Source organism: Actinomadura sp. 21ATH, assembly GCF_041951345.1.
Lineage (GTDB): Bacteria > Actinomycetota > Actinomycetes > Streptosporangiales > Streptosporangiaceae > Spirillospora.
The window spans coordinates 200,007-213,411 of the sequence record NZ_JBGNUR010000012.1; the positions used below are offsets into that span (position 1 = coordinate 200,007).

The 13,405-nt window shown below is 75.0% G+C and carries 15 protein-coding genes; 10 read left to right on the forward strand and 5 right to left on the reverse strand.

Annotation, left to right across the window (positions count from 1 at the left end; all coding sequences use genetic code 11):
• Positions 1-163: 163 nt before the first annotated feature.
• Both ACA361_RS29610 and ACA361_RS29615 read right to left on the reverse strand, forming a co-directional pair.
• Positions 164-1,987 (reverse strand): substrate-binding domain-containing protein, encoded by a 1,824-nt coding sequence (locus ACA361_RS29610; RefSeq protein ID WP_375017330.1) that lies wholly within the window; start codon positions 1,985-1,987, stop codon positions 164-166.
• A gap of 133 nt (positions 1,988-2,120) precedes the next feature.
• Positions 2,121-2,882, reverse strand: coding sequence for a cobalt-precorrin-6A reductase (locus tag ACA361_RS29615; RefSeq protein ID WP_375017332.1), 762 nt, complete (start codon positions 2,880-2,882; stop codon positions 2,121-2,123).
• A 55-nt stretch (positions 2,883-2,937) separates the two neighbouring features.
• Here ACA361_RS29615 and ACA361_RS29620 point away from each other — a divergent pair, with 55 nt between their 5' ends.
• Complete coding sequence (locus ACA361_RS29620) at positions 2,938-3,975, forward strand: cobalt-precorrin-5B (C(1))-methyltransferase (RefSeq protein WP_375017334.1); 1,038 nt, start codon at positions 2,938-2,940, stop codon at positions 3,973-3,975.
• Between the two features lie 69 nt (positions 3,976-4,044).
• Here the strand turns inward: ACA361_RS29620 and cbiT are convergent, their stop codons facing one another.
• Positions 4,045-4,623, reverse strand: a complete 579-nt coding sequence (gene cbiT, locus ACA361_RS29625; protein ID WP_375017336.1) for a precorrin-6Y C5,15-methyltransferase (decarboxylating) subunit CbiT — start codon at positions 4,621-4,623, stop codon at positions 4,045-4,047.
• A 76-nt stretch (positions 4,624-4,699) separates the two neighbouring features.
• Between cbiT and ACA361_RS29630 the strand changes: the two genes are divergently transcribed.
• The 7 genes from ACA361_RS29630 to ACA361_RS29660 are packed head-to-tail and all read left to right on the forward strand — an operon-like array spanning position 4,700 to position 10,433.
• Complete coding sequence (locus tag ACA361_RS29630) at positions 4,700-5,758, forward strand: NAD-dependent epimerase/dehydratase family protein (protein ID WP_375017338.1); 1,059 nt, start codon at positions 4,700-4,702, stop codon at positions 5,756-5,758.
• Positions 5,751-6,404, forward strand: coding sequence for a glycosyltransferase family 2 protein (locus ACA361_RS29635; RefSeq protein WP_375017340.1), 654 nt, complete (start codon positions 5,751-5,753; stop codon positions 6,402-6,404). The genes ACA361_RS29630 and ACA361_RS29635 overlap by 8 nt, the downstream gene beginning before the upstream one ends.
• Positions 6,401-7,027, forward strand: a complete 627-nt coding sequence (locus tag ACA361_RS29640; RefSeq protein ID WP_375017342.1) for a TIGR04282 family arsenosugar biosynthesis glycosyltransferase — start codon at positions 6,401-6,403, stop codon at positions 7,025-7,027. The genes ACA361_RS29635 and ACA361_RS29640 overlap by 4 nt, the downstream gene beginning before the upstream one ends.
• Complete coding sequence (locus ACA361_RS29645; RefSeq protein ID WP_375017344.1) at positions 7,024-7,641, forward strand: SAM-dependent methyltransferase; 618 nt, start codon at positions 7,024-7,026, stop codon at positions 7,639-7,641. Before ACA361_RS29640 ends, ACA361_RS29645 begins: the two co-directional genes overlap by 4 nt.
• Positions 7,617-8,729 carry a molybdopterin-dependent oxidoreductase gene (locus ACA361_RS29650; RefSeq protein ID WP_375017346.1) on the forward strand — a complete coding sequence of 371 codons (1,113 nt, stop codon included), beginning with the start codon at positions 7,617-7,619 and terminating at the stop codon, positions 8,727-8,729. Before ACA361_RS29645 ends, ACA361_RS29650 begins: the two co-directional genes overlap by 25 nt.
• The gene (locus ACA361_RS29655) at positions 8,726-9,154 is read left to right on the forward strand and encodes a hypothetical protein (RefSeq protein WP_375017348.1); all 429 of its coding nucleotides are present in this window, start codon (positions 8,726-8,728) and stop codon (positions 9,152-9,154) included. The genes ACA361_RS29650 and ACA361_RS29655 overlap by 4 nt, the downstream gene beginning before the upstream one ends.
• Positions 9,155-9,197: 43 nt before the next feature.
• Positions 9,198-10,433: a hypothetical protein gene (locus tag ACA361_RS29660; RefSeq protein WP_375017350.1), complete on the forward strand. Its 1,236-nt coding sequence runs from the start codon at positions 9,198-9,200 to the stop codon at positions 10,431-10,433.
• Here ACA361_RS29660 and ACA361_RS29665 read toward each other — a convergent pair.
• Positions 10,398-10,931 carry a GNAT family N-acetyltransferase gene (locus ACA361_RS29665; protein ID WP_375017352.1) on the reverse strand — a complete coding sequence of 178 codons (534 nt, stop codon included), beginning with the start codon at positions 10,929-10,931 and terminating at the stop codon, positions 10,398-10,400. The two genes, ACA361_RS29660 and ACA361_RS29665, sit on opposite strands and share 36 nt — an antisense overlap.
• Before the next feature lie 148 nt (positions 10,932-11,079).
• On the opposite strand from ACA361_RS29665, the gene ACA361_RS29670 reads away from it, so the two are divergent.
• Positions 11,080-11,898, forward strand: a complete 819-nt coding sequence (locus ACA361_RS29670; RefSeq protein WP_375017354.1) for an MHYT domain-containing protein — start codon at positions 11,080-11,082, stop codon at positions 11,896-11,898.
• 123 nt (positions 11,899-12,021) lie between these two features.
• Here the strand turns inward: ACA361_RS29670 and ACA361_RS29675 are convergent, their stop codons facing one another.
• Positions 12,022-12,423 carry a hypothetical protein gene (locus tag ACA361_RS29675; RefSeq protein WP_375017356.1) on the reverse strand — a complete coding sequence of 134 codons (402 nt, stop codon included), beginning with the start codon at positions 12,421-12,423 and terminating at the stop codon, positions 12,022-12,024.
• Positions 12,424-12,511: 88 nt separating this feature from the next.
• On the opposite strand from ACA361_RS29675, the gene ACA361_RS29680 reads away from it, so the two are divergent.
• Complete coding sequence (locus ACA361_RS29680) at positions 12,512-13,318, forward strand: helix-turn-helix domain-containing protein (protein WP_375017358.1); 807 nt, start codon at positions 12,512-12,514, stop codon at positions 13,316-13,318.
• The last annotated feature ends 87 nt before the right edge of the window (positions 13,319-13,405 follow it).

Here is a 13,405-nt window from a genome sequence, read left to right on the forward strand (position 1 = left end):
GACGCACTCCTGTTCGGGATGGGAGGCCGCGCCGTCGGATCGTCGGGGGTACGGCACCGCCTCCGCGGTTATCGACGTCGGCAATGGTGAAACGCGCCGCGCGCCCGCACATCGGTGTAATCGCCCGTTACGGCGAGCGATGGGAGGATCACCAGGAGAAGGGTCAGCCGCCGATGCGGTTCGACAGCGCCTGGAGGAAGATCTTGACGATCTGGTCGGGGCTCTCGGCGACGTACACCCCGCCGGGGGTGACCTCCGCGATGCGCTTCAGCTCGCGGGTGTCCACGTTCCGGCCGACCCCGATCATGATCACCTGTACCGGCCGCCGCGGGTCGCCGATATCGCGCAGCTCCGCCAGCGTCGCGCGCAGCGACGGCCCGCCCGGGTCGTCGTTGCCCTTGCCGTCGGTGAAGAGCAGCACGGTGTTGCCGAACTCCGGCTTGTAGGTCCGGGTCATCTCCCGGTACGCGGCGGTCAGCGTCTCGTACAGCCCGGTGTCGCCGGTGACCTTCGGCTTCAGCGCGCCGAGCGTGGACAGGACGAGCTGCCGGCGCGTCGCGGAGCCGATCCGCTCGCCGAGCGGGCCGACCGAGACCAGCTCCCGCCAGTCCTGGTTCCCGCGCAGCTTGGTGGAGAACTCCCACACGCCCAGCTCGGTGTCGTTCGCCATCATGCTGAGCCCGCCCTGCGCGGTCCGCGCGGTCGCCTGCAGCCGGGTCGTGCCGGGGGCGATCGGCTCGACCATCGTGCCGGAGATGTCGACCAGCGTGAGCATCCTGATGCCGAGCGACAGCCGCGACCACGCCTGCATGACCTCCCGCACCGCGGCGGGCCTGGGCGCGGGCAGCTCGCGCGGGCGCTGCGGGCTCACGCCGGTCGCCGTGCCGAACGAGTCCGGCGCCTTCCCGTCCGGCGTGCGGAAACCCAGCCCGCGTACGGCGGTGCGGGTCTCCTCGGCGGCGAGCGCGGTCTCCAGCATCCGCGCCGCGTTCCGCCGGGCCGTGTCGGTGGTGGTGATGGCGACCGGATGGTCGAGGGAGAGCGAGCCCTCCTGCGGGTACAGCGCGACCGCCGGCTCGGCCGGGCCGGTGCGGTTGAACGCCCACACCGCCTGCTCGGAGGCCAGCGCGATCGGCCGCTTGCCCGACTTCTGCGGGCGGAACCGGGCGAACTGTGCCTGCACGGTCGGCTGGACGCTCTCCCGGACGGTGCGGACGATCCCGGTGAAGATGGACTCCTTGTTGGGGTCGTTCGCCAGCAGGATGCTGGTGACGATCAGCGCGTTCATCCCGGTGGCGTCGCGGGCCGGGTCGGGCGTCAGCAGCCGTACGGTGCCGGGCGGGATCATCTGGTTCTTGGTCACCGCGCCGCCCGCCGTGCCGCCGGCGGCCTGGAGCAGGTTGTCCCAGGACGGCGCGGCGGTGATGCCGCGTTCCTTGAGCGAGGTGGCCAGCGTTCGGGGCAGCGCCACCACGATCGGGCTGCGCGCCACCGAGGTGCGGGTCGTCTCGATCTTGACGGGCTGCCGGCCGCGGCCCGCCATCGCGATCCACGACGAGGAGTCGGGGATCCACACGTCCGGCACCCGGTCGGTCCGGCCGGCGCTCTGCCCGCCCAGCAGCGCCGCCATCGCGGCCGGGTCGGCCTTGCGCACCACGGCCTTGGCGCACCGCGCGCCGCCCCGCCCGATCCGCTGCTGGAGCCCGGCCTCGGGAGTCGCGGCGCCCGTGCCCAGGCTCACCGGGTTGCGGTCGGCGTTGAAGCGCCCGGCCGCTCCGCTCACCGCGGGCTCGACGGCCGGCGCCACGGCGACGTCCAGCGTGATGACCTTGTCGCCCGAGCAGGTGCCGCCGGACGACGCGAACGCGTACACGCCGATCCCGAGCAGGACGGTGAGCGCGCTCGCGCCCGCGAGCGGTACGAGCACCGCCGCCTTCCCCCGGCCGGGCCGGCCGAAGGGGCCGCCGGCCTGATGAGGTCCGCTCACGGCCGTCCTCATTTCGGTGAGTCGGTGAGTCGGTGGAGAGGGTGGAGAGGATGGAGGGTGACGTAAGTCATACACACTTTGCGGCGGTTTCGCTAGGCCATTCGGACTTACCCGCATTGCTGTGAATAGGGCGTTATTTATGGATCGTTCCGGGCCGGTCGAGCCGGTCGAGCCGGTCGAGCCAGGAGAGCGCCGCCTCCACCGTGCCCACGGCCGGTACGCCGGCCGGCGCGGGAGGACGATCGACCATCACCACCGGGAGCCCCAGGCCGCGCGCCGCGGTGAGCTTGGCCGCGGTCGCCGTGCCGCCGGCGTCCTTGGTGACGAGGGCGTCGATCGCGTGCTCGCGCATCAGCGCCGTCTCGCCCTCCACGGTGAACGGCCCGCGCCCCAGCACCACCCGCCCGCGCGGCGGCAGCGGCGGCCCCGGCGGGTCGACCGCGCGGACCAGGAACCAGCGCCGCGCGTCCCGGGCGAACGCCGCGAGGTCCTGGCGCCCGATCGTCAGGAAGATCCGTTCGCCGGGGAGGGCGCCGGCCGCCGCCTCCAGGGACGGGACGCGACGCCAGTCGTCCCCCGGGCCCTCCGTCCAGCCGGGGCGCCTGAGCAGCAGCAGCGGCACGCCCGCCCGCCGCGCCGCGGTCACCGCCGACCCGGTGATCCGCGCGGCGAACGGGTGCGTGGCGTCGACCACCGCGCCGATCCGTTCCGCCGCCAGCCAGCCGGCGAGCCCGTCCGCGCCGCCGAAGCCGCCGATCCGGGTCGTACCGGGACGGTCCGCCGGGGCCGCGACACGGCCGGCGAGCGAGCTGACGGCCTCGAACCCGGGCCGCCCGGCCAGCGCCGCGGCCAGCCGCCGCCCCTCGGCGGTGCCGCTGAGCAGGAGGACGCGCACGGCAGCAGCGTAGGCCGGTCACCGCCGGGACGCGCGGTGGGTGCAAGGTAGGGCCGTGAGCTCTCTTCGGTACGGCTGGACGACCGGCGCGTGCGCGACCGCCGCGACCAAGGCGGCGTACGGCGCGCTGCTGACCGGCGAGTTCCCCGATCCGGTCGAGATCACCCTGCCGAAGGGGCAGACGCCCGCGTTCGCGCTCGCCGTGGAGGAGCTGTCGGACGGCGCCGCGACGGCCGGGATCGTCAAGGACGCCGGCGACGACCCGGACGTCACGCACGGCGCCCTCGTCCGCGCGACCGTCCGGTTCGGCGCCCCGGGCACGGGCGTCGTCTTCCGCGCCGGGCCGGGCGTCGGCACGGTCACCAAGCCCGGCCTCCCGCTGGACGTCGGCGAACCGGCGATCAACCCGGTGCCCCGCCGGATGATGCGCGAGGTGCTCGGGGACGCCGACGCGATCGTGGAGATCTCCGTGGACGGCGGCGCGGAGCTGGCCCGGCACACCTGGAACCCGCGGCTCGGCATCCTCGGCGGCCTGTCGATCCTCGGCACCACCGGCGTCGTCGTCCCGTACTCCTGCTCGGCCTGGATCGACAGCATCCGGCGCGGCGTGGACGTGGCCCGCGCCGCCGGGCGCACGCACGTCGCGGGCGCGACCGGCAGCACGTCCGAGAAGGCCGTCGCCGAGCTGCACGGGCTCCCGGAGGACGCGCTGCTGGACATGGGCGACTTCGCGGGCGCGGTGCTGAAGTACGTGCGGCGCCATCCGGTGCCGCGGCTCACCATCGCGGGCGGCATCGGGAAGATCGCCAAGCTGGCGGCCGGCCATCTGGACCTGCACTCGAAACGCTCCCAGGTCGACTTCGCCCTGCTGGCGGACCTGGTCGCCGCGGCCGATCCCGAGACGGCCGCGCGGGTCCGCACCGCGAACACGGCACTGGAGGCGCTGCGCGTCTGCGCCGCCGCCGGCCTGCCACTGGGCGACCTGGTAGCCGAACGAGCCCGAGCCGTGGCCGTGGACGTCCTACGCGGCGCCCCCGTGAACGTCGACGTGGTCGTGATAGACCGAGCCGGCACGATAGTGGGCCGCGCCTGAAGGGTTGACTCGTGGCGTGTCTCGCCTCCGGCGGCCCCGCCGGAGGCGAGACACGCCACGAGTCGACCTTCAGGCGGGCTTGGTCGCCGTCCACTGGAGGACGGGGATCTGCGGGCGCCAGGTGGTCAGGGCGCCCAGCGGCGCGGCCCGGTCCACGGCGATCCGGGCCAGGTCGCCGCCCAGGCGGCCGTGCGCCTCCAGGACGGTGCGCTCGCCCTCGACCGTGACCGTGTTCGCGACGAGCCGGCCGCCGGGGCGCAGCGCGTCCCAGCAGGTGGCGATCATGCCGGGGGCGGTGAGGCCGCCGCCGACGAAGACCGCGTCCGGCGGGCCCTCCAGGGTGGCGAGCACCGCCGGGGCCGGGCCGGTCACGACGGCCAGGGCGGGGACGCCGAGGGCGGCGGCGTTCGCGGTGATGCGCCGGGCGCGCTCGGGACGGTCCTCGACCGCGACCGCGCGGCACTCCGGATGGGCGCGCATCCACTCGATCGCGACGCTGCCGGCGCCCGCGCCGACGTCCCACAGCAGCTCCCCGGGAACGGGCGCGAGGCGGGCCAGCGTGATCGCGCGCACCTCGCGCTTGGTGAGCTGGCCGTCGTGGTCGTACGACGCGTCCGGAAGGCCGGGGACGGCGGGAACGGCGGGCATCGGCAAATCTTACGAGGTCCGTACGGAACCCCTCGGGGCGCGGCCGGGCGGCGTCCCGGCGCCTACGTTCGGTCGCATGCGAGTGCTGCTCACAGGTTCGGCCGGATTCATCGGCTCGCACATCGCCGAGGCCCTGGCGGCCGCCGGCCACGAGGTGCGCGGCCTCGATCTGCGCCCGGACGGGGGAACCGGGAGAACCGGAGGAACCGGGGGAACCGGCGAGATCGGGGACGTGCGGGACGCCGCCGCCGTGGCGCGCGGGCTGCGCGGCGTGGACGCGGTCTGCCACCAGGCCGCGATGGTCGGGCTCGGCGTGGACGTCTTCGACCTGCCCGCCTACGCGAGCGCGAACGTCCAGGGCACGGCGGTGCTGCTGGCCGAGATGGCGCGGGCGCGCGTCGGCCGGCTCGTCCTGGCGTCCTCGATGGTGGTGTACGGGGAGGGCGCCTACACGTGCCGCGCGCACGGCACCGTCCGGCCCGGGCCTCGTGCGGAGGGCGACCTGCTGGCCGGCCGGTACGAGCCCGGCTGCCCCGCGTGCGGCGCGCCGCTGGAGCCCGGTGCCGTCCAGGAGGAGACGGCTCCCGATCCGCGGAACGTGTACGCCGACACGAAGCTGGCGCAGGAGCACCTCGCCGCGTCCTGGGCGCGCATGACCGGCGGGACGGTCGCGGCGCTGCGGTACCACAACGTGTACGGGCCGCGGATGCCGCTGGACACGCCCTATGCGGGGGTGGCCGCGCTGTTCCGGTCGCGCCTGGAGCGGGGCGAGGCGCCTCTCGTCTACGAGGACGGGCGCCAGCGGCGCGACTTCGTGCACGTGCGCGACGTGGCGCGCGCGAACGTCCTGGCGCTGGAACGCCTGCCGGACGCGGGCGCCGGCGGCGGGTTCCGGGCGTACAACGTCGCCAGCGGCGAGCCGCGTTCCATCGCGGACATGGCCGAAGCGCTGGCGGGCGTCTACGGCGGGCCCGCGCCGCAGGTGACCGGCGGGTTCCGGTTGGGCGACGTACGGCACATCGTGGCGAGCCCCAAGCGCGCGCGGGACGAGCTCGGTTTCGTGGCCGAAGTGCCGTTCGCGGAGGGGATGGCAGGGTTCGCCACCGCGTCGGTGGGGGCGGGGACCGATGGTTGACGTCATCCTGCCCTGCCTCAACGAGGAGGAGGCGCTGCCGTGGGTGCTGGCACGCATGCCCGATGGATTTCGCCCGATCGTCGTGGACAACGGGTCCACTGATGACTCGGCGGCGGTCGCGTCCGCTTACGGCGCGCACGTCGTGCAGGCACCGCAACGCGGTTTCGGTGCCGCCTGCCATGCGGGGCTGCTGGCGGCCACGGCCGACATCGTGTGCGTGATGGACGCGGACGCCTCCCTGGACCCGGGCGAGCTGCCGCGCCTGGCCGACGCGCTGGGAGAGGGGCCGTCGCTCGTGCTGGGGCGGCGCCGCCCGCACGGCCGCGGCGCCTGGCCCCTGCACGCCCGCGTCGGCAACTCCGTACTGGCGCGCTCGCTCAACCGGCGGGCCCGCACCGTCCTGCACGACCTGGGCCCCATGCGGGCGGCGCGCCGGGACGGCCTCCTCGCGCTGGGGCTGGCCGACCGCCGCTTCGGCTACCCCCTCGAAATGGTGCTGAAGGCCGCCGCGGCCGGCTGGCGGATCACCGAGCTGGACGTCGCGTACCGGCCCCGGGTGGGCCGTTCCAAGGTCACCGGAACGGTCGGCGGGACCGTCCGTGCCGTCCGCGACATGCGCCGCGTCCTCGCCGAGGTCGCGCCGTGAACGCCGACCTGCTCGTGATCGCCAAGGAGCCCGTCCCCGGCCGGGTGAAGACCCGCCTCATGCCGCACTACACGGCCGCGGAGGCCGCCCGGCTGGCCGAGGCCGCCCTCGCCGACACCCTCGCCACCGTCGCCGCCACCCCGGCCGGCGCCCGGACCCTGGCCCTTCAGGGGCGGCCGGGGTCCTGGCTGCCGCCCGGCCTGCGGCTGGTCCCGCAGCGCGGCGGCGGCCTCGACGAGCGCCTCGCGCACGCCTTCGACGACGCGTACGGCGGCCGCCCGATCGTGCTGATCGGCATGGACACCCCGCAGGTCACGCCCGCCCTCCTGGAACGGGCCGGGCACGCGCTGCGGACGGCGGACGCGGTCTTCGGCCCGGCGGCCGACGGCGGGTTCTGGCTGCTCGGACTCGCCCGCCCCGACGCGGGCCTGCTGCGCGGCGTGCCGATGTCGCGCCCCGACACCGGCCGGATCCAGCTCGCCAGGCTGCGCGCCGCCGGGCTCGGCGTGGCGACGCTGCCGCGGCTGACCGACGTCGACACCGCCGCCGACGCGGCCGAGGTCGCCGCGCTCGCCCCGCACGGCCGTTTCGCCGCCGCCGTCCTCGCCGGGGCCGCGCCGTGATCGGGGACCTGTACGAGCGGGCCCTGGAGGGCCGCGGCGGCGTTGAGGTCGAGGACGGCGCGGGCCGCCGCCGCCCGCTGCCGGTGGAGGAGTGGCTGGCGCTGCGGCCCGGCGACTCCGCCCTGCTCGACCGCTGCGGCGGCCCCACGCTGGACGTCGGCTCCGGTCCCGGCCGGCTCACCGTCGCGCTGACCGAGCGCGGGCGGCTTGCCCTCGGCATCGACGTCGCGCCGTACGCGGTCGCGCTCACCGTCGCCGCGGGCGGCCCGGCGCTGCGCCGCGACGTGTTCGACGCGGTGCCCGGCGCCGGGATCTGGACGACCGTCCTGCTCGCCGACGGCAACATCGGCATCGGCGGCGACCCGGCCGCGCTGCTGCGCCGCGTCCTCGGCCTGCTCGCGCCCGGCGGCCGCGTCCTGGCCGAGGTGACGGGGCCGGGGACGCGCTCGTACGCCGAACGCCTCCGGCTCCGTACCGGGCAGGCCGTCGGGGAGTGGTTCCCCTGGGCGCGGGTGTCCGCGGACGACATGGCCGGCCTCGCCGCCCGCTGCGGCGCCGCCGTCACCGAGATCTGGGAGGAGGCGGACCGGTGGTTCGTCGCCCTGAGTCCCTGACGGGCCGCTTCACGAGCCCCCTGCACGACGAGCGCGTCGCGGCCTGGCTCGGCATCGCGCTGGGCCTCTCCTTCGGCACGGCCTTCGTCACCGGCCTCATCAGCCACTTCATGCAGCATCCCCCGGACTGGTGGCAGTGGCCGTCCCGTCCGGTCGGCTTCTACCGCGTCACCCAGGGGCTGCACGTCATCGGCGGCCTGGCGACCGTCCCCCTGCTCCTGGCCAAGCTGTGGACGGTCTACCCCAAGCTCCTGCGATGGCCGCCGGTGCGTTCCGCAGGGCACGCGATCGAACGGGCGCTCATCCTCGTGCTCGTGGGCGCGTCCCTGTTCCAGCTCGCCACCGGGCTGTTCAACATCGCCTACTGGTACCCGTTCCCGTTCTTCTTCCCCACGGCCCACTACTGGACGGCCTACATCCTGATCGGCGCCCTGGTCATCCACATCGCCAACGAATGGGCCAAGGTCCGCCGTACGGTCATGACCCGCCCGGAGGACGGCGTCGGCAGGCGCCGTTTCCTGCTGACCGTCGCCGCCGCAGGGGGAGCGGTCACGGTCACCACCGTCGGAGAGACCTTCTCCCCTCTGGCCCGCCTCGCCGTCCTGGCCCCGCGCCGTCCAGGAGTAGGACCGCAGGCCCTCCCCGTGAACAAGACGGCCCAGGCCGCGGGCATCACCAGGGTCGCCCCGTCCTGGCGCCTGCACGTCCTAGGAGGGGAGGCGGAACTCTCCCTCTCCCTGCAAGACCTCCACACTCGCTTCCCGCTCCACTCGGAACGCCTCCCCATCGCCTGCGTGGAGGGCTGGAGCGCGAACGCCACCTGGGAGGGCGTGCGCCTCCGCGACATCCTCCGGGCGGCCGGCGCCCCCGAGGGCGCCCGCGTACGGGTCGAGTCGATGGAACGCGGCGGCCTCTACCGGACGTCCTGGGTCGCCCCGCCCCACTGGCACGACCACCTCACCCTGCTGGCCCTCGGGCTGAACGGCTCGCCCCTCGACCTCGACCACGGCCACCCGTGCCGCCTCATCGCCCCGAACCGCCCCGGCGTCCAGCAGACGAAATGGGTCCACCGCCTGGTGATCGCATGAAGGCCCGCCTCACGGCCTACACCGCGGGCGGCGCACTCATCGCGCTGGGCCTGTGGGGGATCCTCACGTCCACCGGCTCCGACCCCGCCGGGTGGGCCCTGTGGCTGGGCGGCGCGGCGATCGTCCACGACGCCGTGCTGGTCCCGCCGGTCCTCCTGGCGGGCGCCCTCACCGCTCGCCTGCCCGCCGCGTACCGGCGCCGCGTCCAGGCCGCGCTCCTGATCGGCGGGACGGTGACGCTGGTGGCGCTCCCGCTCGTCCTCGGCCTGGGGAGACGCGCCGACAACCCGTCCCTGCTCCCTCTCCCGTACGGCCGCAACCTCGTGCTGGTCCTGGCGGTGACCGCGGCGCTGACCTTCTCCCCCCTCCTCGCCCGCCGCCTGCGGCGCCTCCTGCGCCGCCCGCGCAAGTCCTCCGATGAGTGAGCACGGACGATCGGTCTGGTCGCGCCACAAGGGGCGAGCCGCAGTGGCCGTCTGGGTGCTCCTGGTGGGGGCGGCGTTCCTCATCGGCGATGCGCTTCGCCGCGCCGGGCTGGCCACCGAGGACGAGCTTCCTCCGCTGCACGCCCGGTTCCGGGTGCTGACCTGGCAGATCCTTCCGGCCGCCTGCGTGGCCGCCGCCGCCGTGGCGCTACTGCCCCGCGCCGCGCGGCGGCTGCGCTGGCGCCCGCTCCTGCTGGCGTCGTGGGGCGCCGCGACTCTCTGGACGGTCGTGCTCGCCCTGAGCGACGGCCTCGACTCCCTACCGCGGCCCCTGGACGCGCCCACCGAATACCCGGCCGGGCTGGACGCCGTACGGGCCGACCCTCTCGGGTGGCTGCGCACGTTCACCGAGGAACTGCACGGCTACACCACCCATGTACGGGGGCACCCGCCGCTGCCGACGCTCGTCCTGTGGGCGCTGGAGGAAACGGGGCTGCGCGGTACGGGCTGGTCCGCCGCGCTCATCATCGCCCTCGGCACGTCCTCCGTGGTCGCCATCGCGCTGACCGTGCGTTCCGTCGCGGACGAGGAGGCCGCGCGCCGCGCGCTGCCGTTCCTGGTACTGGCGCCGCTCACGCTCTGGATCGCCACCTCCATGGACGCCCTGTTCCTGGGCGTCGGGGCGTGGGCGGCGGCGCTCACGGCCAGGCGCGGCAGCCTCCCCGCCGCCGCGGCGGCAGGGCTGCTGCTCGGCGCGCTGCCGTACCTCAGCTACGGGCTCCTGCCGCTCTTCGCGATCCCGCTGGCGGTCGTCGCGCTCACCCGGCCCGGCCGCCGATTCCTCGCCGTCCTCCTGTGCTGCGCCGCCGTCGTCCCCCTGGCCTTCACGCTCGGCGGGTTCTGGTGGTTCGACGGCGTCGCGGCGACCCACGAGACGTACGCCGTCAGCCGCGGCTCGGCGCGGCGCTCCTACGCGTACTTCGCGTTCGCCAACATCGCCGTCCTGGCGCTGCTGGTAGGTCCGGCGACCGCGCACGCCCTGCCGGGAACGCTCTCCCGCGACCGCCCGACGGGCTGGCTGGTAGGGGCCGCGCTGGTCGGCGTCGCCGCGCTCGACCTGTCGGGCGTGACCAGGGGCGAGGTCGAGCGCATCTGGATCCCGTACGCCGCGTGGATCGTCCTGGCCGCGGCCCGGCACGCGCCGCCGGCCCGCGGCTGGCTCGCCGCCCAGGCCGCGGTGACGCTAGGCGTGCAGGCCCTGGTCCTCTCGCACTGGTGAGAGGAGGTAGTGGACGAGTTCGTCCCCGACCGCGTCGACGCCCGACCGGCCGGTGAGCACGAACCCCTGCCGCTCGTAGAGGGCGCGCGCCCGGTGATTGGCGGCCTGCGTGAACAGCTGCGCCCGCTCGTAGCCGCGCCGGCGCGCCTCCGTGACGACCGCCCTCAGCACCTGCTTGCCGAGCCCGCGCCCCCAGTACCCCGGACGCACGGCGACCATGGTGATGTGGCACAGGCCGGGGATCGGCGCGCCCGCGCCGCCGTCGGCACGCCCGGCCATCCCCGCCGCGACGCTGACGAGGTCGCCGCCTGCCCCGCCGGCCTCGCCGACGTAGAAGAACGTGGCGGCGTCCGTGAGCCGCGCGGGCGCCCGTTCCCGCTCCCGCGCGTCCTCGGGCGAGACCCCGCGCCGCTCGACGTCGGCCAGGGACACCAGCCGCGCCGCCGGTACGGCGTCCGCCGCCGTGCCCAGGCGGATCACCACGTCACGCAGGTCCATCCGGGCGCCCACCTTTCCATTGGACGGGAGAATCTGGCCGGATCCGGGCAAAAAAGTGCACCAATGCCACAACTGTAGTCAGATGTGTTATCCCGCACCATCGCTCACCGTGGTGCGCGCGCACGCTGGGAAAACACGGGGGAACGACGTGGGGCAGGTTGATCATTTCTCGCACGGGGCGCTGACGCCCGTACTCGCCTACGCGATGTCGTGCGTCGGCGCGCTGCTCGGCCTGCTGTGCATGGCCCGGGCCCGCACCGCGTCCGGGTCGTCGCGGGCGCAGTGGCTGGGGGTCGCCGCGCTGGCCATCGGCGGCACCGGCATCTGGGTGATGCACTTCATCGCCATGCTGGGCTTCCGGGTCTCCGGCATGGAGATCCGCTACGACGTGGCGCTCACGCTGCTCAGCGCCCTGGTCGCCGTCCTGGTCGTCGGCGCCGGGCTGTTCCTCGTCGGGTACGGCGGCTTCCGGACGAGCGCGCTGCTGGCCGGCGGCGTGTTCGCCGGGCTCGGCGTCGCCGCCATGCACTACCTCGGCATGGCGGCGATGAACATGTCCGGCCACATCGGGTACGCGCCGCTGACCGTCGCCGCGTCCGTGCTGATCGCGGTGGCGGCCGCGACCGCGGCGCTCTGGTTCGCCGTCCGGGTGCGCGGGATGTGGGCGACCGTGGGCGCCTCACTGATCATGGGCATCGCGGTCAGCGGCATGCACTACACGGGCATGCTCGCCGTCGACGTGCACCCCGACCCGGACATGGCCGGCGTGGACGGCGCCCGCGTCGCCGACCTGATCGGCCCGCTGATCGTCGGGATCAGCCTGGTCGCGATGCTGCTGCTCGCCATCATCGCCGTCAACCCGCGCGACGAGGACCTCCGCCGCCCCGCCCCGCGCCCCGACGACCAGGCGCCGCCGCCGCCCGCCGGCCGCGAACGGCCCGGCAGCCTCTTCGACCCCCGTCCCTAGCGGCCCGCCGGTGGGGAACGCGCTCGGAGCGGGGCGCCTGCGGGCGCTCGACCAGGCCGGGCGCCCGCTCCGCGCCGCCAGGCGCCGCGCCGTTCAAGCGACGCGCCGCCAGGTGCCGCGCCGTCAGATGAACTGGTAGTCCTCGCGGATGCGGCCGTCCGCGTCCAGGACGACCACCTCCAGGCCGCCGCCGGCCGGCTCGCCCGCGCCGTTCACCATGTGCCAGCTGAACTTCACCACGTCACCGAGCCGCTGCGCGTCGTCCCCGGCCCGGAACGCGAACCCGCCGGGGGCGACGAACTCCTCGTACGACCGCGCCACCCGTTCCTCCAGCGCCGCGTGCCCGCGCGCCTCCAGGGACGCCGCCGTGCCGAGCCGTTCCGCGGCCTCCCGTACCTCCTGCGGCGGGTAGAGCAGCTGCACGCCGTCCTCCGCCCACACCTCGGCGATCTTTTTCCTGCGCGCCTCCGCGTCCGGCTCGTTCCACACCGCCACGTACCGTTCCGCGATCTCCTTGGTCTGCATGAGCGGGATCCTCGCGACGCCGGGCAGGGGCGGACAATTCCCTCCAAGGAATCGCCGGAGGCACGCGCGCTGCGTTAGACCTGTCCGCGTGACGACAGAAGCGTTCGCGGGGGCCCTGCGTGAATGGCGCGGCCGGCGCCGCGTCAGCCAGCTCGAACTGGCCCTCCGCGCCGGCACGACCCAGCGGCACGTCAGCTTCATCGAGAGCGGCCGCTCCGTGCCGGGACGGGCGATGGTCGTGAGGCTCGCCGAATCCCTGGAGATCCCCCTGCGCGAACGGAACTCCCTCCTGCTCGCCGCCGGATACGCCCCCGCCTATGCGGAGACCGGTCTCGATGAACTCCACGCGATCCGTACCGCGCTGGAGAACGTCCTGCGAGGGCACAACCCGTACCCGGCCGTCATCATCGACCGGCACGCCGACCGGGTTGCGTCCAACGCCGCGTTCGACCTCCTGATCGGCGACCTGCCCGCCGGCAACGTCGCCCGCCTCTTCCTGCGCGACATGGCCCCGCGCATCCGCAACCTGGACGAATGGGCATGGCACGTCATCGACGCCCTCCGCCTGGAGGCCGCCCGCAACCCGACCGACCGGCTCCAGGACCTGATCGCGGAACTCGAACCCCTCCTGCCCGAACGCGCCGCCCCCGGCCCCGGCCACCTGGGCTTCGCCGTCCCGCTGCGGCTGGCGTCCCCGTACGGCGAGCTGCGCCTCCTGAGCACCCTGACCCGGTTCGGCACCGCCGTGGACGTCACCGTCGCCGAACTGCGCCTGGAGGCGTTCCTGCCCGCCGACGACGAGACCGCCACCGCCCTGAACACCCTGTGGAAGTCCCGCGACGTCCCCGACCGCCGGCCGCCGCCGCCGGACTCCCACCAGGAACCGACCCCGTAAGCGAAGCCGTCCGCCCAGCCCGGCCTGGGTGGACGTCGCACTCGTCAAGCCGCGTGGCCTGCCCGGGTTGGTCAGACGACCGGCCTG